The 20,626-nt window shown below is 67.9% G+C and carries 19 protein-coding genes and 3 pseudogenes; 7 read left to right on the top strand and 15 right to left on the bottom strand.

Annotation, left to right across the window (positions count from 1 at the left end; translation table 11 throughout):
* Positions 1 to 4: 4 nt before the first annotated feature.
* Positions 5 to 697, top strand: a complete 693-nt coding sequence (locus tag SLINC_RS32275; protein WP_067440507.1) for an LAETG motif-containing sortase-dependent surface protein — start codon at positions 5 to 7, stop codon at positions 695 to 697.
* Positions 698 to 763: 66 nt separating this feature from the next.
* Here SLINC_RS32275 and SLINC_RS32270 read toward each other — a convergent pair whose 3' ends face one another.
* The 5 genes from SLINC_RS32270 to rlmN form a co-directional block, all read right to left on the bottom strand.
* Positions 764 to 1,561, bottom strand: a complete 798-nt coding sequence (locus tag SLINC_RS32270; RefSeq protein WP_067440504.1) for a maleylpyruvate isomerase family mycothiol-dependent enzyme — start codon at positions 1,559 to 1,561, stop codon at positions 764 to 766.
* Between the two features lie 10 nt (positions 1,562 to 1,571).
* Entirely contained in the window at positions 1,572 to 2,609 is a 1,038-nt protein-coding gene (locus tag SLINC_RS32265) for an ABC transporter ATP-binding protein (RefSeq protein WP_067440501.1), read from the bottom strand.
* On the bottom strand, positions 2,610 to 4,289 hold the full coding sequence (locus tag SLINC_RS32260; RefSeq protein WP_079164840.1) for an ABC transporter permease: 1,680 nt from the start codon (positions 4,287 to 4,289) through the stop codon (positions 2,610 to 2,612).
* On the bottom strand, positions 4,265 to 5,374 hold the full coding sequence (locus SLINC_RS32255; protein WP_067445925.1) for a thiamine ABC transporter substrate-binding protein: 1,110 nt from the start codon (positions 5,372 to 5,374) through the stop codon (positions 4,265 to 4,267). The genes SLINC_RS32260 and SLINC_RS32255 overlap by 25 nt, the downstream gene beginning before the upstream one ends.
* A 124-nt stretch (positions 5,375 to 5,498) precedes the next feature.
* Positions 5,499 to 6,605 carry a dual-specificity RNA methyltransferase RlmN gene (gene rlmN / locus SLINC_RS32250; protein ID WP_067440495.1) on the bottom strand — a complete coding sequence of 369 codons (1,107 nt, stop codon included), beginning with the start codon at positions 6,603 to 6,605 and terminating at the stop codon, positions 5,499 to 5,501.
* Positions 6,606 to 7,000: 395 nt separating this feature from the next.
* Here rlmN and SLINC_RS46455 point away from each other — a divergent pair, with 395 nt between their 5' ends.
* From SLINC_RS46455 to SLINC_RS32240, 3 genes and pseudogenes are all read left to right on the top strand, one after another.
* Complete coding sequence (locus SLINC_RS46455; RefSeq protein WP_159425378.1) at positions 7,001 to 8,848, top strand: pentapeptide repeat-containing protein; 1,848 nt, start codon at positions 7,001 to 7,003, stop codon at positions 8,846 to 8,848.
* 182 nt (positions 8,849 to 9,030) lie between these two features.
* The gene (locus SLINC_RS32245; protein ID WP_067440492.1) at positions 9,031 to 9,498 is read left to right on the top strand and encodes a GntR family transcriptional regulator; all 468 of its coding nucleotides are present in this window, start codon (positions 9,031 to 9,033) and stop codon (positions 9,496 to 9,498) included.
* Positions 9,495 to 10,065 (top strand): annotated as a pseudogene (locus SLINC_RS32240) (HD domain-containing protein). The gene SLINC_RS32245 and the pseudogene SLINC_RS32240 overlap by 4 nt, the downstream one beginning before the upstream one ends.
* On the opposite strand, the pseudogene SLINC_RS32235 reads toward SLINC_RS32240, so the two are convergent.
* Positions 10,053 to 10,526 (bottom strand): annotated as a pseudogene (locus SLINC_RS32235) (NUDIX domain-containing protein). The pseudogenes SLINC_RS32240 and SLINC_RS32235 overlap by 13 nt on opposite strands.
* A gap of 28 nt (positions 10,527 to 10,554) precedes the next feature.
* Positions 10,555 to 10,815: a hypothetical protein gene (locus tag SLINC_RS32230; RefSeq protein WP_225988300.1), complete on the bottom strand. Its 261-nt coding sequence runs from the start codon at positions 10,813 to 10,815 to the stop codon at positions 10,555 to 10,557.
* Between the two features lie 14 nt (positions 10,816 to 10,829).
* On the opposite strand from SLINC_RS32230, the pseudogene SLINC_RS49560 reads away from it, so the two are divergent.
* Both SLINC_RS49560 and SLINC_RS48170 read left to right on the top strand, forming a co-directional pair.
* Positions 10,830 to 11,745: pseudogene (locus SLINC_RS49560) on the top strand (tyrosine-type recombinase/integrase); the annotation flags it as partial.
* 208 nt (positions 11,746 to 11,953) lie between these two features.
* Positions 11,954 to 12,142 (top strand): hypothetical protein, encoded by a 189-nt coding sequence (locus SLINC_RS48170; protein ID WP_152038981.1) that lies wholly within the window; start codon positions 11,954 to 11,956, stop codon positions 12,140 to 12,142.
* A 482-nt stretch (positions 12,143 to 12,624) separates the two neighbouring features.
* Here SLINC_RS48170 and SLINC_RS32225 read toward each other — a convergent pair whose 3' ends face one another.
* The 6 genes from SLINC_RS32225 to rpsB form a co-directional block, all read right to left on the bottom strand.
* Complete coding sequence (locus SLINC_RS32225; RefSeq protein WP_067440489.1) at positions 12,625 to 13,074, bottom strand: SRPBCC family protein; 450 nt, start codon at positions 13,072 to 13,074, stop codon at positions 12,625 to 12,627.
* A gap of 261 nt (positions 13,075 to 13,335) precedes the next feature.
* Positions 13,336 to 14,370 (bottom strand): phosphatidate cytidylyltransferase, encoded by a 1,035-nt coding sequence (locus tag SLINC_RS32220; protein WP_375141502.1) that lies wholly within the window; start codon positions 14,368 to 14,370, stop codon positions 13,336 to 13,338.
* A 128-nt stretch (positions 14,371 to 14,498) separates the two neighbouring features.
* Complete coding sequence (frr, locus tag SLINC_RS32215; protein WP_067445923.1) at positions 14,499 to 15,056, bottom strand: ribosome recycling factor; 558 nt, start codon at positions 15,054 to 15,056, stop codon at positions 14,499 to 14,501.
* Between the two features lie 130 nt (positions 15,057 to 15,186).
* Entirely contained in the window at positions 15,187 to 15,945 is a 759-nt protein-coding gene (gene pyrH / locus SLINC_RS32210; protein ID WP_067440483.1) for a UMP kinase, read from the bottom strand.
* Between the two features lie 189 nt (positions 15,946 to 16,134).
* Positions 16,135 to 16,971, bottom strand: coding sequence for a translation elongation factor Ts (tsf, locus tag SLINC_RS32205; RefSeq protein ID WP_067440480.1), 837 nt, complete (start codon positions 16,969 to 16,971; stop codon positions 16,135 to 16,137).
* Between the two features lie 97 nt (positions 16,972 to 17,068).
* Positions 17,069 to 18,025 carry a 30S ribosomal protein S2 gene (gene rpsB / locus SLINC_RS32200; protein WP_067440477.1) on the bottom strand — a complete coding sequence of 319 codons (957 nt, stop codon included), beginning with the start codon at positions 18,023 to 18,025 and terminating at the stop codon, positions 17,069 to 17,071.
* Between the two features lie 282 nt (positions 18,026 to 18,307).
* On the opposite strand from rpsB, the gene SLINC_RS32195 reads away from it, so the two are divergent.
* Positions 18,308 to 18,910, top strand: coding sequence for a M23 family metallopeptidase (locus SLINC_RS32195; RefSeq protein WP_067440474.1), 603 nt, complete (start codon positions 18,308 to 18,310; stop codon positions 18,908 to 18,910).
* Between the two features lie 26 nt (positions 18,911 to 18,936).
* Here the strand turns inward: SLINC_RS32195 and SLINC_RS32190 are convergent, their stop codons facing one another.
* Both SLINC_RS32190 and whiG read right to left on the bottom strand, forming a co-directional pair.
* Positions 18,937 to 19,494, bottom strand: coding sequence for a TetR/AcrR family transcriptional regulator (locus tag SLINC_RS32190; protein ID WP_067440471.1), 558 nt, complete (start codon positions 19,492 to 19,494; stop codon positions 18,937 to 18,939).
* Positions 19,495 to 19,588: 94 nt separating this feature from the next.
* The gene (gene whiG / locus SLINC_RS32185; RefSeq protein WP_067440468.1) at positions 19,589 to 20,431 is read right to left on the bottom strand and encodes an RNA polymerase sigma factor WhiG; all 843 of its coding nucleotides are present in this window, start codon (positions 20,429 to 20,431) and stop codon (positions 19,589 to 19,591) included.
* Positions 20,432 to 20,626 lie beyond the last annotated feature (195 nt).

Below are 20,626 nucleotides of genomic sequence, written 5' to 3'. Positions count from 1 at the left end.
AAAAGTGTCCATAACTCGCCGTACCGTCGCACGCTCCGCGCGCATCCTCGGTGTCGCCACCGCCACGGCCGCGATCGCGCTCGGTGCCTCCGGCAACGCGCTTGCCTGCAACATCAACGAGTTCTCCGCCGAAGCCAAGTGCGACGGTGACAAGGGTGTCATCACCGTCACGGACGTGGACCCCGCGGGCATCCCGGCCACCGTCTCCGTGTTCCTGGAGAACAACGGCGCCGACGTCAAGAAGGTCGGCGAGCAGGTGGTCAAGGGCACCCGCGAGGGCACCACGATCACCTTCGCAGAGGACTGGCAGCCGAACGCCGAGTACCGCATCCACGTGAAGGCCGCGTCCTACGTGGACGAGGACATCACGCCGAACCTGAAGACCCCCTCCACGGCCTGCAAGACCGAGGACACCCCGGCCCCGACGCCCACCCCGACCCCGTCGGACGCGCCCTCGACCCCGGCCGAGGAGCCCGGCACCCCGACCCCGTCGGCCCCGGACAGCCCCTCCCCGGCGGGCAACGTTCCGAGCAACGCCCCGTCCCCGGCGGCCGGGGCCGGTGACTCCAACCTCGCCGAGACCGGATCGAACTCCAACACGCCGATCATCGCCGGCGTCGCGGTGGCCCTGGTCGCCATCGGTGGCGGTGCCGTGTTCTTCGGCATGCGCCGTCGCGGTGCCGGCAACGGTCGCTGACCCCGCATCACAGGCTGTGGCCCGTCCCCGTCGCGGGGGCGGGCCACCGTCATGACCGCCCCCGGCTCAGCCGAAGGTCGCGCGCTCCAGCCAGAACTCCAGCAGGTCGCGATCACCGAGCACCTCCACCTCCGCGCTGTCCAGCGGCAGTCGACGGTAGAAGGCGAGCAGTACGGCGGTGAGCGGCCCCCGGAGCGCGACCGTCGCCTTCTCGTGCCCGCGACGCCAGACGAGGACGTCCTCGGTGAGTTCGACGACCCACTCGGCGTTGATCCCGGGTCCGGTGTCGGTGGCGTGGAGGTGGATGCTGCGGCCGGGTCCCCGCAGCTCCCTGGCCGCGTCGTGCGGCGCGGTCCGCTGCACGAACTCCACGATCTGGAGCCACTCGTCGATCGCGTCGGCGGCCACGTCCGGGGCGACCTCGTAGGGCAGCCCGGCGGCCAGCATGGCATCGGCGCGGTGGACGGTGAGTTCGTGCGTCATACGACGGGCCCAGAACCCGGCGCTGGGGATCCCGGCCCACGCCCACACCTTGGCGTCGGGCCCGGCCTCGCGCAGCGTGGCGACGAGCATCCGGCCGGTCTCGGCGAGCCAGGCGTCCAGCGCGGCGGCGTCGCCCCACGCCTCGGGGCCGCCGCCCAGCGGCACCCGCTCCTCGGGGATCTCCTCCTCGGCCCGCGTCCGCACCAGCAGCTCCACCCAGCGCAGGGCGCCCCCCATGTGCCGCAGGAGCTCCTCCAGCGACCAGTCCGGGCAGGTCGGCACGGTGGCGGCGAGGTCCGCCCCGGAGGTCATCACCCCCCTCAGAAGACCGACCTGGTGGACGATCTCGTCGCAGTAGCGGTCATGCGCAAGCAGTGTCATGTCTCGCACCCTAGGGGCGCGCGGTCCCGCCCAGCACGACCATTTCGGCCGCGTCGAACTCCACCCCGACCACGTCCCCGACCCCCGGCGCCTCCCGCAACGCGCACGCCGCCTCCAGGCGGGGCCCGTCGTCCTCCGGCTGGAGATGTACGGCGACATGGGTGCCCCTGAAGGTCCGCGCGGCCACCGTGCAGCGCAGGCCCGCGTCGGCCGCGACGAGCCGTACTCCGGCGGGCCGTACGAGCAGCGTGCGCACCCCCGGCCCGGCGCCCGCGGGGACCGGCAGCTTGCCCCAGGGCGTGTCCGCGGCCTCCCCGGCCACCGTGGCCTCGACGACGTTCTCGAAGCCGAGGAAGCGGGCCACGAACTCGTCCGCGGGGCGCTGCCACACCTCAAGGGGCGTACCGGACTGGGCGATCCGCCCGTCCCGCATCACCACGACCCGGTCGGCGAGCGCGAACGCCTCGCCCTGGTCGTGGGTGACCGCGAGCACGGTGGTGCCCAACCGGCCGAACAGCTCCCGCAGTTCGACGACCAGCCGCTCCCGCAGCGAGCGGTCCAGCTGACCGAGCGGCTCGTCGAGCATCAGCAGCCGCGGCCGGGGCGCGAGGGCCCGGGCCAGCGCCACCCGCTGCTGCTCACCGCCGGACAGCGCGGCCACGGCCCGCCGCGCGGCACCGGGGAGCCCGACGAGGTCGAGCAACTCCCGTACGCGCTCCTCCTGCCGGGTCCGCGACACCCCGTGCATCCGCAGCCCGAAGGCGACGTTGCCGCCCACATCCCGCTGCGGGAACAGCTGGTGGTCCTGGAACATCAGCCCGACGCCCCGCTTGTGCGCGGGCACGCCCGCCTGGTCCCGCCCGTCGAGCGACACCCGCCCCGAGTCCAGGGGTTGCAGCCCGGCCACCGCCCGCAGCAGCGTCGACTTGCCGCTGCCGCTCGGCCCCAGCACGCACACGATCTCGTGCTCGGCGACGGCGAGATCGACCCCGTCCAGCACGGCCCGGCCACCGAACCGCACCGTCGCCTCCGCAAGGCTCAGCAGCATCTAGAACTCCCCGGTCCGGTCGGTCCGCAGCCGTTCCAGCACCAGGAGCGCCACGGCACACACGATCATCAGAATCGTCGACAGGGCCATCGCCTGCCCGTAGTTGAGCTCGCCGGGCCGCCCGAGCAGCCGCGCCACGGCGACCGGCAGCGTGGGGTTGTCGGGCCGCGCGATGAACACCGTGGCCCCGAACTCCCCCAGCGACACCGCGAAGGCGAACCCGGCCGCGATCAGCAGCGCCCGCCGCACCATCGGCAGGTCGACCTCCCGCCACACCTGCCACGGCGACGCCCCGAGCACGGCCGCCGCCTCCCGCAGCCGCTCGTCCACGGCCCGCAGCACCGGCAGCATGGTCCGTACGACGAAGGGCACGCCGACCAGTGCCTGTGCGAGCGGCACCAGGATCCACGAGGACCTGAGGTCCAGCGGCGGCTCGTCCAGCGCGATCAGGAACCCGAATCCGACGGTCACCGCGGACACCCCGAGCGGCAGCATCAGCAGCGCGTCGAAGCCCCGTACGAACCGGCCGGCGTCCCGCCGGGTCAACGCGGCCGCGGCGAGACCCCCGATCAGCACGGCGATGGCGGTGGCGGCGACCGCGTACTGGAGCGAGTTGCCGATCGCGTCGATCGGCGGGACGAGGAAGACACCGCCCTCGTCACTGGTCAGCGCCCGGTAGTAGGCGAGGTCGGGCGCGTCCAGCGACCGCTGCACCAGCACGGCGAGCGGCAGCAGGAGCAGCACGGCGATCGAGGCGAGCACGCCGGCCAGCAGCGCCCATTGCCCGGCCCCGCGCGGCCGGCGCGCGGTCACAGCCGCGTCCACCAGCCGCAGCGTGCTCTCCCGCCGCCGTACGGTCCACGCGTGCACGGCGAGGACCGCGCCCACCGCGACGAACTGGACCATGGTCAGGACGGCGGCCGTGGACAGGTCGAAGATCTCCGAGGTCTGCCGGTAGATCTCCACTTCGAGCGTGGAGAAGGTCGGCCCGCCGAGGATCTGCACCACACCGAAGGAGGTGAACGTGAACAGGAACACCATGAGCGCGGCCGCGGCCACCGCGGGCGCGAGCGCGGGCAGGGTCACCTGCCGAAAGGCCCGCGGCCGGGACGCGCCGAGCATCCGCGCGGCCTCCTCCTGCCGCGGGTCCAGCTGGGCCCAGAGCCCGCCGACGGTCCGGACGACCACCGCGTAGTTGAAGAAGACGTGCGCCAGCAGGATCGCCCACACGGTGGTGTCCAGCCGTACGCCCCACAGCTCGTCGAGGAGTCCGCCGCGCCCGACCAGCGCGAGGAACGCCGTGCCGACGACGACCGTCGGCAGCACGAACGGCACGGTCACGACGGCCCGCAGGACCTGCTTGCCGGGGAAGGTGAAGCGCGCGAAGACGTACGCGCCGGGCAGCGCCACCAGCAGGGTGAGCGCGGTGGAGACGAGCGCCTGCCAGGTGGTGAACCACAGGACGTGCCGGACGTCGGACTGTCCGAGCACCTCCGCGATCCGGCCGAACCGCCAGACCCCGTCGACGTGGAGACCGCGCGCCACGATCGCGGCGACGGGGTAGGCGAAGAAGACCGCGAAGAACGCGACGGGCACGGCGACGAGGCCGAACCGCGCCGCGTTGCCCGTGCGTCGCGGGGCTGCTTCGGGCGGGGCTACTTCAGTACGAGCGAGGTCCACGACTTGACCCAGTCGTCACGATGGCCGGCGATCCTCGCCGGGTCCATGGTCTCGGGGTCCTTGGCCTGCGGCCCGAACTTCACGAACTCCGGGGGCACCTGGGCGGCCTCGCGCACCGGGTAGACGAACATGTTGAGCGGCATGTCGTCCTGGAACTGCTTGCTGAGCAGGAAGTCGAGGAGCGCCTTGCCGCCCTTGCCGTTCGCCGCGTTGCTCAGCAGCCCCGCGTACTCGACCTGCCGGAAGCAGGTGCCCTCGGCGACGCCGGTGGGCGCGGTCGTCGGCTTCGGGTCGGCGTAGATCACCTCGGCGGGCGGCGAGGAGGCGTACGACACGACGAGCGGCCGGTCACCGCCGGCCTTCTTCCCGGTGGAGGAGCCGGAGAACTCCTCGTTGTAGGCCTGCTCCCAGCCGTCGACGACCTTCACGCCGTTGGCCTTGAGCTTCTTCCAGTAGTCCTGCCAACCTCCCCCACTCTCGGCTTCGCTCGAGCGGGAGGTGCCCCCATCGCCGTACTTCGCGGCGCTCCCGAGGAGGAATCCCAGCCCCGGCGAGGAGGTGGAGGCGTTCTCGGTGACGAGGAGGTTCTTGTACGCGGGCTTGATCAGGTCGTCGAACGAGGTGGGCGGGTTCAGCTTGTGCTCGCTGAAGTACGCCTTGTCGTAGTTGACGCAGATGTCGCCGGTGTCGACGGGTGTGACCCGGTGCTTGTCCTGGTCGACCCGGTACTCGGGCAGGACCAGATCGGAGCCCTTCGCCTCGTACGACTGGAACAGACCGTTGTCCAGCGCCCGCGAGAGCAGGGTGTTGTCGACGCCGAAGAAGACGTCGCCCTGGGGGTTGTCCTTGGTCAGGATGGCCTTGTTCACGGCCTGCCCGGCGTCGCCGTCCTTGAGGACCCTGACCCGGTAGCCGGACCGCTTCTCGAAGTCCGCGAGGACGTTCTTCGACACGGCCCACGAGTCGTGGCTCACCAGGGTGACGGTCTTGGAGTCGGTGCCGGAGCCGCCGTCGGACGAGCCGCACGCGGACAGCGTGACCAGGCCCAGGCCCACGACGACAGCACAGTACTTCTTGGTGTTCACGGTGATGACCGAACTTCCTACCCAGAATGACCTGGGCGAGGTTCAGAGGGTCTGCGGCTCCTGCCGCACTCTCAGCGCTGTGGCGCTCCCCTGTCGGATATGAAGATGTTCGTACAGGTGAAGATTACCGCTCGGTGGCCGCCAGCTGACCACACGCCCCGTCGATCTCCTGACCACGGGTGTCCCGGATCGTCACCGGCACACCATGGGCGGCGATGGCCTCGACGAACGCCTTCTCGTCCTCGGGGCGGGAGGCGGTCCACTTCGAGCCCGGGGTCGGGTTCAGCGGGATGAGGTTGACGTGCACGGGCCTGCCCTTGAGCAGCCGTCCGAGCCGGTCGCCCCGCCAGGCCTGGTCGTTGATGTCGCGGATCAGCGCGTACTCGATGGACAGCCGGCGCCCCGACTTCTCCACGTACTCGAAGCCGGCGTCGAGCACCTCGCGCACCTTCCACCGCGTGTTCACGGGGACGAGGGTGTCGCGCAGCTCGTCGTCGGGGGCATGCAGCGAGATCGCGAGCCGGCACTTGAAGCCCTCGTCGGCGAACCGGTGGATCGCCGGGACCAGTCCGACCGTCGAGACGGTGATCCCGCGCTGCGAGAGCCCGAGTCCGTCGGGCGCGGGGTCGGTGAGCGCCCTGACGGCACCGACGACCCGCTTGTAGTTGGCGAGCGGCTCGCCCATCCCCATGAAGACGATGTTGGAGAGCCGGGCGGGCCCACCGGGGACCTCCCCGTCCCTGAGCGCCCGCATCCCGTCCACGATCTGGTGCACGATCTCGGCCGTCGACAGGTTCCGGTCCAGCCCCGCCTGTCCGGTCGCGCAGAACGGGCAGTTCATCCCGCATCCCGCCTGCGAGCTGATGCACATGGTCACCCGGTCCGGGTACCGCATGAGCACCGACTCGACCAGCGTCCCGTCGAACATCCGCCACAGCGTCTTGCGGGTGGTGCCCTCATCGGTCGACAGATGCCGTACGACGGTCATCAGCTCGGGAAGCAGCGCCTCCTGGAGCTTGCCTCTCGAACCGGCCGGGATGTCGGTCCACTCCGCCGGGTCGTGCGCGTACCGCGCGAAGTAGTGCTGCGAGAGCTGCTTGGCACGAAACGGCTTCTCCCCGATCTCGGCCACCGCCTCCTTGCGCTCGGCAGGCGTGAGATCGGCAAGGTGCCGCGGCGGCTTCTGGACTCCGCGCGGCGCGACAAAGGTGAGTTCTCCGGGCTTAGGCATGGCTAGACCAGTGTCGCAGATCGAATGGTGTGACCTGCGGCCGTCGGCTCCGGAGGTGGTCATTGACCGTCGTTGTTGGTCGTCGTCGCCCCCCTCGGACGGCCCACAGACGGCCCGGCAACAGGCGGGTGACCTGGGACGACGCTGGACCTGAGAATCTCGCACCCGGTACCCGGGGATCCGCTGTACCGGCCTCACCGATCCACTCCCCTCTGACCTGCGGGCTACCCGACCTGAGGGCCTCGTGGGGAGGACCTGAAGAGGCACGAGATTCGCAAAGGCCAAGCCATGACGAGCCGGACTTCGTGGAGGCCGATGACCTGCCGAGCTCCCCGTTCGCTCACAAAATTGCAATGTCACGGACAGACGCACCACAAGTACGGTACCGGTGGAGAATGACCGACCCCGCGCCGCCGTCTCGCCAATGGACCGAGTGTTCCCAAACTGAAGAAAACGCGGACAGCAATTCTCCGTGCCGAGGCGAGGTTGTCGAGCCTTACACGAAATGCCTTTCGCATCTTTCAGAAATCGAACGCGGCAGGCATTTCAATTCCATGCACGAACGACCCAGGGTGAGCTATCAAGGAACGACGATTGATCCGGATCTTTTCCGGCATATCTCTGCCGTTCTCAGCATGGGCAACACCGAAGCTAGCTTCCATCACTGCAAGTTCACCGGCAACGCCATAAGGATGACGGGAGCCTTCCGTAGCCACATCTCGTTTGCCGCCTCAGAGTTTGAGGGAATGGCCGTGTTCGACGACGTCGAGTTCCTCGGGGGCGTCGATTTCACCGCAGCCCACTTCAGGGATTCGGCAATGTTTGACCAAGTCAAGTTCCACGAGAGCGCCTTATTTGACGGGGTAGAATTCTCGGACTGGGCAAACTTCGAAAACGCAACGTTCACCAAAGACGCCTTTTTCCAAGACACACACTTCAAGAAGGCGAACTTCGACGGGGTTCAATTCCTGGATTGGGCCCTCTTCGGGGGTGCGAAATTTTCCACAGAAGCATCCTTCCATAGGGCAACTTTCCAGAATGCCGCCATATTCAAGGGCGCCACCTTCAATGATGTCGTTGAGTTCAACGAATCAGAGTTCCCAAGCACTGCCGACTTCCGGGATGTCAAAGCGAGTACTGATGCAATTTTCGATGGTGCACGATTCGTAGAGATTTCGAGGTTCGGCCCAATCTACTGTGAACAACTTTTAGATCTATCGAACACGCATTTCGAGCATCCAGTCCTACTCATCGTAGATGCGAGCAGGGTACGTATGCGGCACACCCTGTTCGGTGCGCACGCCTCAGTCCAAGTGGCGCGGGCCAGCATAGACCTGACACATGCGGTCCTCAATCAGCCAGTCGACGTCATTGGCGCACCTTCGACCATAGACTTCAGAACTGGCTCCATTACATCAATCGCTTCGCTGACGTCACTCAGAGGTGTCGACTGTGCAATGTTGACAGTCGCGAGCCTTTCACTTACGGACTGCACCTTCAGTGGAGCAATCCATCTCGACCAACTACGCCTTGAAGGCCGCTGGTATTTCAATCGGAGCCCTCGCCGCTTCTCCATGATGCCGCCGTTTCGTCACACGAGCCGCCAAGTCATCGAAGAGGAGCGACGCCGGCGTGCCTTTTCAGGCAGAAGCACATCCCACCGCATCTGGGGCGACGGGCCCATAGATAGAGTCGTTCCTCAGTACGACGCATTAGCAATGATCTATCGGCAACTACGGAAGTCACGTGAGGACGCAAAGGATGAGCCCGGCGCCGCAGACTTCTATTATGGGGAAATGGAGATGAGACGCCTCAGTCGCAAATGGAGTACATCTGAGCGTTGGCTGTTGCAACTGTACTGGCTTCTATCAGGTTACGGGCTACGTGCGTCGCGCGCGCTAGGGTGGCTCATCCTAGCGATGCTGACCACAATTTTACTCATGATGGCATTTGGATTGCCCCAAGAATCGCCAAAACAGGAGGCTGTCGGCATAGTCCCGTCGAGCGGGGGGAAAGTCACTTTCGAAATCGACAAAACAGATCCGAAGAACCCTAGCAGCGAACGGTTCACTTCCGAACGGTTCGAGAAATCACTAAAGGTCACCCTCAATTCAGTAGTTTTCCGCTCAAGCGGTCAGGACCTCACTACCACTGGCGACTACATTGAAATGGCCTCCCGCTTCTCCGAACCGATTCTCCTCGGTCTCGCTGTGCTTGCCGTTCGTGGGCGGGTGAAGCGATGACGGAAGGTTCTGGAGCTGACCACCTGACGAAACACGAGGCCTCAACGTCATGCCCCCACGGTTGAGAACCAACCCCAGGACGCTCACAGAGCCATGAACAGCGACTAGTCACAGGCCATCGGCAGCATGCCGTCATCGTGGGAGGCTTAACCCTGACGAGGCTGGGCGGAGAGGGAGAGTGAGTGTCACAGCAGGTGAGCCCTCGGGGGACCTTCCTGAAGATCGCGGATGCAGTGCGAGCCAAGATCGAGTCGGACCCCGAGATGACGGAGTTGCCGTCAGCCGCAGAGCTCATGCGTGATCACGGAGTCTCGCGGGGCGTCGCGCTTCGGACGTTCGACGCCCTCCAGGAGCAGGGGATCGCAGAGCCGGTGCCCGGTGGTCGGTGGAGAGTGATCAGGTCGGACCGGCGAGAGGACCGCCGTCCCCTGGCGCACCGGATCGCCGAAGTGATCACGACTGACGGACTTGAGGTCGGAGCGCTGTTCCCCAGCGCTTCCGCGCTGGCCGTGCGGTTCGACAGCTCGCGGCCCACGGTGAGCAAGGCCCTGGACAAGCTGGAAGCTGCCGGACTGCTTTCGGCAAGTCATCAAGGGAAACCACGGACGGTGCTGGCGCTGCCAGACCGAGAGGAGCGTTCCTCACCTTGAGCACCACGGGACTGGTCGAGTGGGCATACCCTCTCGCTGAATCGTTGCTCGCTGACCCGCTGCCTCGCAGGTGGAAGCACTCGGTGGGGGTGGCAGAGAGGGCACGGACCATCGCGCCCATCCTCGGTGCCGACGCCGAGCTGCCGGAGGCAGCCGCGGTGCTGCATGACATCGGCTACTCGCCCGATCTCGCGAAGACCGGCTTCCACCCGCTGGACGGGGCCCGGTACCTCCGGGACGTGGCTCGCGCCGACGAGCGGCTTGTGCACCTGGTGGCGCACCACTCGTGCGCATGGATGGATGGAAGCGCGAGGACTCCGCGAAGAGCTGGAGGGCGAGTTCCCGCGAGAGAGCGCAGACCTCAATGACGCGCTCTGCTACTGCGACATGAACACGACGCCGGACGGCACGCTTACGAACCCCGTGGACCGAGTGAACGAGATCGCGGGACGCTACGGGCCGGAAAGCCTCATCGGTACGTTCATCCGCCGCGCTGAGCCGGAGATCCTTGCAAGCACGGCGCGCGTGCTTGAGCGGGTCGCCGACGCCAAGCGTCAGCCGATGTAGGGCACCGACCGCGTCCGGTCCATCGCGTGCTCGATTCTGAGCCGCATGGTCGCGTGGATGTCGAGTTCCGACAGGTCCGCCGGGGCAACCCAGCGGACCTGTGTCGTCTCGTTGCTCGTGCGGACGTCGCCACCGACCGGCCGCGCACGGAAGCAGATAGTGAACTGCTGGCGCGCCTCGCCGTCGTCGTAGAGCATCACGTGCCCGGGGTCGGTGTAGATCCCGGACATGTCGATGACCTCGGCCTTGATACCGGTCTCTTCCCAGACCTCACGCACGACGGTGTCGCTGATGGACTCGCCGACATCGTGTCCGCCGCCGGGCAGTGCCCACCGGCCGTTGTCCTAGCGCTGGATCATGAGCACTTGCCCGACGTCGTTCTGGACGAACGCCACGACGGATGGCACGACCGAGTTGGCCGGCGGGGCGTCGCTGTCGTGAAGGTAGTCGATGCGGCCCATGCTCAAGCTCCCGTGATGTCGTGGTCCGTCACCTGGCGCGCGCCTCCCAGGTCTGTTCGATGCTATTCGCATAGGTGTCGAAGAGCCCTCCCCCAGGCAGTCGGCGCAGATGCAGGACGGGGGCCAGGTACGCGCCGATGCCGTAAACATGGGTGTTCACCAACATCTCGTCATCCGCCCGGAAGAGCGAGTTGTAGAGGGTCGCGTCATGCAACCGGAACCCGATCTCGGGGTGACTGGTGAAGAGCGGGCGGTAGTTCATCAGGGCATTGCGGATCTTGCCGTCCATGATGCGGTGGTCTGCTGCGCCTGCACGCGTTCCCCGTCGTCGGCACCCGACCGCTGGACTCGTTCCGACCCGAGCACATCCGCGAACTCACGAGCGCTCTGGAGGCCGACCCCGCGGTGAGCGGCGCGTACGCGCGCAACATCTACGGCGACGTTCGTGCTGTGCTGAGCGCGGCCGTGGACGACGGCCTGTTGCCCCGGAACCCGTGCGCCGCGAAGTCCGTCCGTCCGCCGGCGGCCGAGCAGCGCCGCGTCACGCCATGGCTGCCTACCCAGGTGCACGCGGTCCGCGCGGCGCTCCCCGAGCGGTATCGGACCATGGTGGACACGGGAGCGGGATGCGGACTCCGACAGGGCGAAATTGTGGGACTCGCTGAGGACGCGCTCGACTTCGAGGGCGGCATCCTGCGGGTGGTCCGACAGGTGAAGCTCATCCGAGGGAAAGCCGTGTTCGCCCCGCCGAAGTGCAACAAAGAGCGGGATGTACCGCTGCCGTCATCGGTCGCGGTGGCCCTTCGCGCCCACATGGACGTCTGCAAACCGGTTGAGATCACGCTGCCGTGGCGGAAGCCGGACGGGCCGAAAGTGTCGGCCGCCTCCTGTTCACGAACGCCGCGAGCGGGGCCGTGTGGCGCAGCAACTTCAACATCCAGGAGTGGAAGCCTGCGCTGGCGGTGGCTGGCCTCATTTCGGATGCCGGAAGCGACGGTAAGTACGAGTCGGCGCGCGAGCACGGCATGCACGCGCTGAGGCACTTCTACGCGTCAGTTCGGCTGGACGCTGGGGGGGGAACGTCAAGGCCGTCAGCCAATACCTGGGGCACACCGATCCGGCGCTGACACTGCGGGTGTACGCACACCTGATGCCTTCCAGCCAGGAGCGGACCCGAAAGGCCGTCGACGCTGCTCTGCGCACGACCGGCAACCGCTAATTCCGCTCCTCCCGAACTCATGCGCGGGACAGCAGAACGGAGTTCGCCGGATTTCAGGGTTCCGCCCACGCAGCGCTTGCAGTTCCGATTTACTCAGTGCGGACGCTGTTTGTCGGAACTCCTTCCGTCCTGCGGGCGATTGAGCCGTGCTCGCACCGACATCCGCTCGGGTGGTCGGCGCAGGCTCGTTGTTCGGAAGGAGAACGACATGACCACTCCATGGCGCCGCGCTGCGGCACTGCGGTCAGCGGTCGCCGAGTGGGTCAGGAGATGGCTCACGCTCGCACGTGCCGGTCAGAACTACGGCCGTGCGAAGCGGATGGGCTGGGAAGTGCTCGTGGCGGTGGTAGCAGCCACCATCGCGGCACTCCTGACCCGACTTCTGCACGGCCAGTAGTCCACCGGGGTCCCTGAGGCTAAGTCGGCAGCGGGGACCCCACTCACGTTCGAGGCCGCTGCCCGGAAGGCAACTTTGGCCCCACCCAAACGCATCCTTAGATGCGTTGGTGGTACCACCCTAGCGGCACGTACGAAAACTGGTAGGTGGTTCGCAAATCTCGTGTCTCATCAAAGTTCCGAGTTTGGTCAGTCGACACTTTTCAAAGTGGTACCACCCAAACTTTGCTGGGAGATCTGAAGCGATGTCGGCGATCGCGTTCAGTATGTCGTTTCGCCAATGCCGCGAGCGATTGACGGCCCAGGGACGGCCCAGGAGCCAATCCCGACAGCTTCGTCCCTGCCATTCCTGCAGGTAGGAAGCCTGCCGCATGGAAACCGCTGCCAGTTCTCCGGGCTTAGGCATGGCTGTACCAGTGTCGCAGATCCACACGGATGCCCCGTCCGGCTCAGAACAGCCCCGCGACCACGGCGGCGCGGGGTCTACGCCACCCCGTGTTCCAGCCGCTCCTTCAGTGTCCGCTCGTTGTGCGGCAGCTCCTTGCGGATCTGGGGGCGGACGACGAGGGGCAGCAGGACCTTGCCGATGCCCTTGCCCTCGAAGTCCAGCTCGATGGTGAGCCGGGAGTGGCGGCCGTCGTCGATGGGGTCGATCTCGCCGTGGACGTGACCGCGGATGGGGCCGTCGACGCCCTGGAGAGCCCAGGCGTGCGGCGGGTCGTACTCGGTGTACTCCATGGTCATCGGGATCTCCCGGCGGCCGATGTGCCGGACGACACGCACCCGGGACCCGACGCCGACCGGCCCTTCGGTGAGCGACTGCGCCGAGACCGCGCTCGCCTGCCAGTCGGGAAGGTGGGAGAAGTCGACGACGTAGTCCCAGACGTCCTCGGGGCTGCGGTCGATGTCGATCGATTCACGGAAGTCGGACATGAAGCCCGCCCCCTTCCAGGGTGATCCCCCCTGCGAGGGTCTCCAGGGAAATCGTCCCACCGGACCGCCCGGAGAGCCACGGCAACGAGCCCCCGCCCTGCACCAGGACGGGGGCCGCACACACCGTGTCCGGGACCGGTCAGCCGGATCCCACGAAGAGCACCAGCAGCAGCCACACCACAGGCGCCGTAGGCAACAACGAGTCCAGCCGGTCCATGCCGTATCCATGTGCCGCTACCGCGGCGCGGCGCCGTGGCCCCGTCAACCGGAACCAACAAAGACCACAAGCAACAGCCACACCACAGGCGCCGTAGGCAACAACGAGTCCAGCCGGTCCATGATGCCGCCGTGGCCGGGAAGCAGGGTGCCCATGTCCTTGATGCCCAGGTCCCGCTTGATCATCGACTCGCCGAGGTCACCGAGCGTGGCGCTGGCCGCGACCGCGAGGCCCAGGAGCAGGCCCTGCCACCACGTGCCGTCGTCGATCAGGAACTCCATGCACAGCGCGCCCGCCACCATGGCGAACGACACCGCGCCGAGCAGCCCCTCACGGGTCTTGCCGGGGCTGATGCGCGGAGCGAGCTTGTGCTTGCCGAAGCGCCAGCCGACGGCGTACGCGCCCGTGTCGCTCACGACCGTGAGGAGCAGGAACGTCAGAACGCGGCTCGCCCCGTCGTCGGCGGTGAGCATCATGGCGACGAAGGTGGCCAGGAACGGGACGTAGAAGGCGGCGAAGACACCCGCCGTGACGTCCTTGAGATAGCCCTCCGGCGGTTCCGTCATCCGCCAGACCAGCACCCCGAGCGCCGTGAGCGCCATGGCGACCCACGCGCCCTCGGCCCCCCGGACGTACCCGGCGACGATCATCGCCGCACCGCCGAGCGCCAACGGCACGAGCGGCGCCCGGATGCCCTTGCGCTCCTCCAGCCGCTTGGTCAGCTCCCACAGGCCCACCACGACGGCGACCGTTATCACGCCGACGAACGCGGCCTTGACGACGAAGAGCGAAGCGACGATCACCGCACCGAGCCCGACACCGACCCCTATGGCCGCACCCAGATCACGGCCCGCGCTCTTCTTCTGCGGCGCGGACGCCGGCTGCGAGGCGTCGGGCATGGGCTCCGGATTCTGCGGCGCCGCCGCACGGGGCTGCGCCGACGGGGTGTCGTTGCGGAACGTGTCGTCTCTGAACGTGTCGTCTCGGAACAAGGGGCCGCTCAGCCGAGCGGCCCCCCGGTCGTCATCCTGGTCGTCGCCGTATCGGGGTACGGCGGGTCCGTCGGGCACGATGGGCATGGGGCGAGTCTGCTGCGCCTTGGGCGCATCGTACGCGGGACCCGCCGGGGCAGCCCCCTGGACAGGCCCCTGGTCGGACGGCCCCCAGTACCCGGATTGTGGCGGCGCCCCCCAGGAAGAGTCGTTCATCAGACCTCGAGAAGCTCCGCTTCCTTGTGCTTCAGGAGCTCGTCCACCTGAGCGACGTACTTGTGCGTCGCGTCGTCGAGTTCCTTCTCCGCACGGCGGCCCTCGTCCTCACCGATCTCGCCGTCCTTGACCAGCTTGTCGATCGCGTCCTTGGCCTTGCGGCGGACCGAGCGGATGGACACGCGCGCGTCCTCGGCCTTGGCCTTGGCGACCTTGATGTAGTCGCGGCGGCGCTCCTCGGTGAGCTCGGGGAACACCACCCGGATGATGTTGCCGTCGTTGCTGGGGTTGACGCCCAGGTCGGAGTCGCGGATCGCCTGCTCGATGTTGCGCAGCGCGCTCTTGTCGAACGGGGTCACCACGGCCATGCGCGGCTCCGGCACGGAGAACGAAGCCAGCTGGTTGATCGGCGTCGGCGCACCGTAGTAGTCGGCCACGATCTTGTTGAACATCGCCGGGTGCGCACGGCCGGTGCGGATCGCGGCGAAGTCCTCCTTGGCGACCACGACGGCCTTCTCCATCTTCTCCTCGGCCTCGAGGAGGGTCTCTTCGATCACCACTTGCTCCTGCGTGTCTTGAGTGAGGCCCGGCTGCGGTTCCTTGGTGGGGCGGCGGCCGGCTGCGTCGCGTCTTCTTCCTGCACGGTTCCCGACCGGCAGAACATTGTCCATCCCCCGGTCAGGGTCATCAGCCCTGGCTGACTTGGTCACCCACAAGCGTGCCGATCTTCTCACCCTTGACGGCGCGCGCGATATTGCCCTCCGTCAGAAGCTCGAAGACCACGATCGGGAGCTTGTTGTCGCGGCACAGCGTGACGGCGGTGGCGTCGGCGACCTTGAGGTCGCGGGTGATGACCTCGCCGTAGCCGAGGGCATCGAACTTGACCGCGTCCGGGTTGGCCTTCGGGTCGGAGTCGTAGACCCCGTCCACGCCGTTCTTGCCCATCAGCAGCGCCTCGGCGTCGATCTCCAGGGCGCGCTGGGCGGCGGTGGTGTCGGTGGAGAAGTACGGCATGCCCATACCGGCGCCGAAGATGACCACACGGCCCTTCTCCAGGTGGCGCACGGCCCGCAGCGGGATGTACGGCTCGGCGACCTGGCCCATGGTGATGGCGGTCTGCACCCGGCTGTCGATGCCCTCCTTCTCCAGGAAGTCCTGGAGGGCGAGGCAGTTCATCACGGTGCCGAGCATGCCCATGTAGTCCGAGCGGGCCCGGTCCATGCCGCGCTGCTGGAGCTCGGCACCACGGAAGAAGTTGCCGCCGCCGATGACGACCGCGATCTGGGCGCCGTCGCGCACGACGGCCGCGATCTCTCGCGCGATCTTGTGCACCACGTCGGGGTCGACACCGAGACCCCCGCCACCGGCGAATGCCTCTCCGGACAGCTTCAGCAGAAACCGGCCGCGTACTTTGCCGTCGTCGCTCTTCTGGGGCTTGGTGGTCATGGAGGATCCCGCCTCTTTCACGTGGTGCACATACGAAGAAGGCCACTGCCGGTGGGGTGTCGGTCGCAACCCATGCGCGGCAATGGCCTCCTCGTCAGATCTGCTGTCGTCCGTCACGCGCGCGCGTGACGGCGTACCGGACGACTGCACCCGACCCTATCGGGGTCGCGCGCCGATCGCGGCACGGACTCAGATGCCGACCTTGATGCGCGAGAAGCGCTTCAGGGTGACACCCGCCTCGTCCAGAACCTTCTGGACCGACTTCTTGGGGTCGAGCGCGTACGGCTGGCCGAGCAGCGTGGCGTCCTTGAAGAAGCCGTTGACGCGACCCTCGACGATCTTGGCGATCGCGGCCTCGGGCTTGCCCTCGGCGCGGGTGGTCTCCTCGGCGATACGACGCTCGGACTCGACGACCTCGGCCGGCACGTCCTCCTTGGCGAGGTACTTCGGCGCGAAGGCGGCGATGTGCTGGGCGACACCCTTGGCGAGGTCGGCGTCGGCCTTGTCCAGCTCGACCAGGACACCGATCTGCGGGGGCAGGTCGGGCATGGTGCGGTGCATGTAGGCGTACACGAAGCCGTCGGCGAACTGCGCGAAGCGGTCCAGGACGATCTTCTCGCCGAGGTTGGCGTTGGCCTCGTCCACGAACGCCTGGACGGTCTTGCCGGCCTCGATCTCGGAGGCGAGCAGGGCGTCGAGGTCGGCCGGGGAGGTCGCGGCGACGTGCTGCGCGATCTGGGCGGCAGCGGCCTGGAACTTGTCACCCTTGGCGACGAAGTCCGTCTCGCACTTCAGCTCGACGATGACACCGGAGGTGTTGTCGTCGGCGATGACGGAGACCACGGCGCCGTTCTCGGCGGAGCGGCCCTCGCGCTTGGCGACGCCCTTCTGGCCCTTGATACGGAGCGCCTCGACGGCCTTGTCGACGTTGCCCTCGGCCTCGTCCAGCGCCTTCTTGCAGTCCATCATGCCGGCGCCGGTGAGCTCCCGGAGCTTCTTGACGTCGGCGGCGGTGTAGTTCGCCATGATTCTGGAATCTCTCTCGAAGTCTGAAGATCTACGGGCGCCGGACGGCGGGGGCTTCGTGGGCCCCCGCCGTCCAGAACCCGAAGGTGATGAGGGGTCAGGCCTGCTCGGCGTCCGCGGCGGGGGCCTCAGCGGCCGGAGCCTCGGCGGCGGGGGCCTCGGCAGCAACCTCGGCAGGAGCCTCGGCGGGGGCCTCAGCAGCGGCCTCGGCAGGAGCCTCGGCGGCGGCCTCAGCGGCAGGCGCCTCGGCAGCGGCGGGGGCCTCGGCCTCGTCGGCCTTCTTCTCGCCCTCGAGCAGGTCGCGCTCCCACGCGGCCAGCGGCTCGCCCGCGGCCTTGTCGCCCTTGCCCTCGGTGGCGACACCGGAGCGGGAGATGAGGCCCTCGGCGACCGCGTCCGCGATCACACGGGTGAGCAGCGTGACGGAGCGGATCGCGTCGTCGTTGCCCGGGATCTTGTAGTCGACCTCGTCGGGGTCGCAGTTGGTGTCGAGGATGGCGACGACCGGGATGTTGAGCTTCCGGGCCTCACCGACCGCGATGTGCTCCTTCTTGGTGTCCACGATCCAGACGGCGCTGGGAACCTTGGACATCTCGCGGATACCACCGAGGGTCTTCTCCAGCTTGGCCTTCTCGCGCGAGAGCACGAGAAGCTCCTTCTTGGTGAGACCCGACGCGGCGACGTCCTCGAAGTCGATCTGCTCAAGCTCCTTGAGGCGCTGCAGACGCTTGTAGACGGTCGAGAAGTTGGTGAGCATGCCGCCCAGCCAGCGCTGGTTGACGAAGGGCATGCCGACGCGGGTCGCCTGCTCGGCGATCGCCTCCTGCGCCTGCTTCTTCGTGCCGACGAACATGACCGTGCCGCCGTGGGCGACGGTCTCCTTGACGAACTCGTAGGCGCGGTCGATGTACGACAGCGACTGGAGCAGGTCGATGATGTAGATGCCGTTGCGCTCCGTGAAGATGAAGCGCTTCATCTTCGGGTTCCAACGACGGGTCTGGTGACCGAAGTGGACGCCGCTTTCCAGCAGCTCCCGCATCGTGACGACGGCCATGGCCGTTCTCCTTGATTGTTCTCGGTTGTGCCGCGGGTGCCGGATGGCTCCCGCGCCTGACGCCCACTGCGCGCCTTGCCGCTAGGGACCGAGAGGCGCTGACATCGACCGCGAGACGGCGTGATGTCGGGGCGTGCGAAGTCGACCCGGTGACCCGGATCGCCAGAAGAAGTGTACGGGACCCGCGAGGCACCGGGTGACGCCGCTGTCCACAACCGGGGAGTTGTCCACAGGCCCCGGCCCGGATCGGGTGCGACGAGGGACGGTTCTGGCATGCGAGCGATGCGATCGATGCGAGGAGTACGAGCGAAACGGTGCGGTCCGGGGCTGGGCCTGGGCCTGCTGTTCCTGCTGTTCCTGCTGACGGTGCTGATCAGTGCGCCCCGGCCGGGCGCCGAGCCCCTGTTCCTCGGCCCGACGGCCACGGACACCTCCGTGCCGGCAGTCGGCCGCGCCTGGCCCGTCGGTACCCGCCCACCGGTCCTGCGGGGCTGGGAACCCCCGGCGACGACCTACGCCCGGGGCCACCGGGGCGTCGACCTGGCAGCCCCCGCCGGCGCTCCGGTACGGGCGGTGGCCCCGGGCCGGGTGTCCTTCGCGGGCCGGGTGGCGGGCAAGGGGGTCGTCTCGGTGGCCCTGACGGGCACGGACCTGCGCACGACGTACGAACCGGTGGGGGCGTCGGTGAAGAAGGGCGACGAGGTGACCGCGGGCCAGGTGATCGGAACGGTCGAGCCGACGGGCTCACACTGCACGGCCACCTGCGTGCACTGGGGCCTGCTGAGAGGCGACGCCTATCTGGACCCGCTGTCCCTGCTGCCGCCCTGGCTGCTGCACCGGGGCCCATCGAGGCTGCTGCCGGTGCTGGGGGTTCCTCTGCCGTAGCCGCGATGGCCGTGCCCGGCCGCCCCTCAGCCCCGAACCCCTCGCAGCACCATGGAAACCGCGGCCTCGACGATCACGGACGGCTCCTCCGCGGCCCCCAGCTCGATCCGCCGCACAGCCGCGTCCACGACCCCTTGCAGCAGCATCGCCGCCATCCGGGGCTGCCCGTGCCCCATGTCCCCGAGCGCCTCGACGATCATCGCGACGAGCCCGCCGTGCGCCGCCCGGATCTTCTCCCTGGCGCCCGCGTCCAGCTCACTCGCGGAGATCGCCACCACGGCCCGGTGCCGCCGGTCCCCGACCAGCGTCAGCTGCTGGCGCACATACGCCTCGACCTTGGCCTCCGGCCCCTGGGCCGCGGCCATCGCCGCCTCGACCTCCGCCACCCAGACCGGGAAGTCGACCTCGCACAGTTCCTCGACCACGGCGGCCCGCGATCGGAAGTACTCGTACACGGACGAGCGCGCGAGACCCGTCCGCTCGGCGAGGGCGGGGAAGGTCAGCGCCTCCGTCCCGCCCTCGGACAGCAGGGAACGAGCCGCGTCCAGCAGGGCGGCTCGCTGCATCGACCGGTGCTCGGCCACGGAGGCCGCTCGAATCCTTGGCACGTCAAACACTCTACGGACGGACCACCCCGGACGGGAGTCACTGCACCCCACCGGACTTCATTCGGCCAGGTCACCGACCAAAGCTCGCCAGTTTCGCCCGCAACTGGAGCACGGATTTGGTGTGGATCTGACTGACCCGACTCTCGGTGACACCCAGCACGTTCCCGATCTCGGCGAGCGTGAGTCCCTCGTAGTAGTACAGCGTCACGACGGTCTTCTCCCGCTCGGGAAGCGTGTTGATCGCCCGTGCCAGGAACCGCCTGAGCTCCCGGTCCTCGGCCACCTCGACGGGGTTGTCGGCGGCGGTGTCCTCCAGCGTGTCCATGAGGCTCAGCCGGTCGCCGCCCTCACCGCCGGCGTGCAGCAGTTCCTCCAGGGCCACCACGTTGGCCAGCGACAACTGGCTGAAGACGGCGTGCAGGTCGTCCACCGCGATGCCCATCTCGGCGGCCACCTCACCCTCGCTCGGGGTCCGCCTGAGCTTCGCCTCCAGCGTCGCGTACGCCCGCTCGACGTTGCGGGCCTTCTGCCGTACCGACCGCGGGATCCAGTCCAGCGCCCGCAGCTCGTCGATCATCGCGCCCCGGATCCGGGTGATCGCGTAGGTCTCGAACTTGATCTCCCGGTCGATGTCGAACTTCTCGATCGCGTCGATCAGCCCGAACACCCCCGACGAGACGAAGTCGGCCTGTTCCACATTGGGCGGCAGCCCGACGCTGACGCGTCCCGCCACGTACTTCACGAGCGGTGAGTAGTGCAGGATCAGCTGCTCGCGCAGCCGCTCGTCCCCCGTCGACTTGTACGACCGCCACAGCTCGTCGAGCGTCGAAGGAGCGGGCGGCCGCACGCTGCCACCCTCGCGGGCAGCTGGAGGGATCGCCGCCCGGTCGGACCCGGAGGTGTGCTGGGGCATTCGTCGCCTTGTGCCGTTCTGCCGTGAAGTGCCGTGAATTGCCGTGGAGCGGTGCTGCCTGGGTGAGCTGTCGGTTCGATGCCGAGTTGGTGGTCCGCGTCGGAATCTTCGTGAGCGTAGCGTGACTGGAGTGTCGCGGTGAGCGAAGAAGGGGCCCCGACCGATGCGCAGATACGTTCCGCTGACCGCTCCACC

The organism is Streptomyces lincolnensis (assembly GCF_001685355.1).
GTDB classification, from domain to species: Bacteria; Actinomycetota; Actinomycetes; order Streptomycetales; family Streptomycetaceae; genus Streptomyces; species Streptomyces lincolnensis.
Note: the sequence above shows the minus strand (reverse complement) of the source record. Positions and strands in the feature narration are given on the sequence as shown.

Bases quoted from the DNA above. Each gene is read 5' to 3' on its own strand.
- SLINC_RS32265 (WP_067440501.1), bottom strand. From the start codon at position 2,609: ATGCTGCTGAGCCTTGCGGAGGCGACGGTGCGGTTCGGTGGCCGGGCC.
- SLINC_RS32270 (WP_067440504.1), bottom strand. From the start codon at position 1,561: ATGACACTGCTTGCGCATGACCGCTACTGCGACGAGATCGTCCACCAG.
- tsf (WP_067440480.1), bottom strand. From the start codon at position 16,971: ATGGCGAACTACACCGCCGCCGACGTCAAGAAGCTCCGGGAGCTCACC.
- whiG (WP_067440468.1), bottom strand. From the start codon at position 20,431: ATGCCCCAGCACACCTCCGGGTCCGACCGGGCGGCGATCCCTCCAGCT.
- SLINC_RS48170 (WP_152038981.1), top strand. From the start codon at position 11,954: ATGACCACTCCATGGCGCCGCGCTGCGGCACTGCGGTCAGCGGTCGCC.
- SLINC_RS32230 (WP_225988300.1), bottom strand. From the start codon at position 10,815: ATGGACGGCAAGATCCGCAATGCCCTGATGAACTACCGCCCGCTCTTC.
- SLINC_RS32225 (WP_067440489.1), bottom strand. From the start codon at position 13,074: ATGTCCGACTTCCGTGAATCGATCGACATCGACCGCAGCCCCGAGGAC.
- pyrH (WP_067440483.1), bottom strand. From the start codon at position 15,945: ATGACCACCAAGCCCCAGAAGAGCGACGACGGCAAAGTACGCGGCCGG.
- SLINC_RS32220 (WP_375141502.1), bottom strand. From the start codon at position 14,370: ATGCCCATCGTGCCCGACGGACCCGCCGTACCCCGATACGGCGACGAC.
- SLINC_RS32195 (WP_067440474.1), top strand. From the start codon at position 18,308: ATGCGATCGATGCGAGGAGTACGAGCGAAACGGTGCGGTCCGGGGCTG.
- rlmN (WP_067440495.1), bottom strand. From the start codon at position 6,605: ATGCCTAAGCCCGGAGAACTCACCTTTGTCGCGCCGCGCGGAGTCCAG.
- rpsB (WP_067440477.1), bottom strand. From the start codon at position 18,025: ATGGCCGTCGTCACGATGCGGGAGCTGCTGGAAAGCGGCGTCCACTTC.
- SLINC_RS46455 (WP_159425378.1), top strand. From the start codon at position 7,001: ATGACCGACCCCGCGCCGCCGTCTCGCCAATGGACCGAGTGTTCCCAA.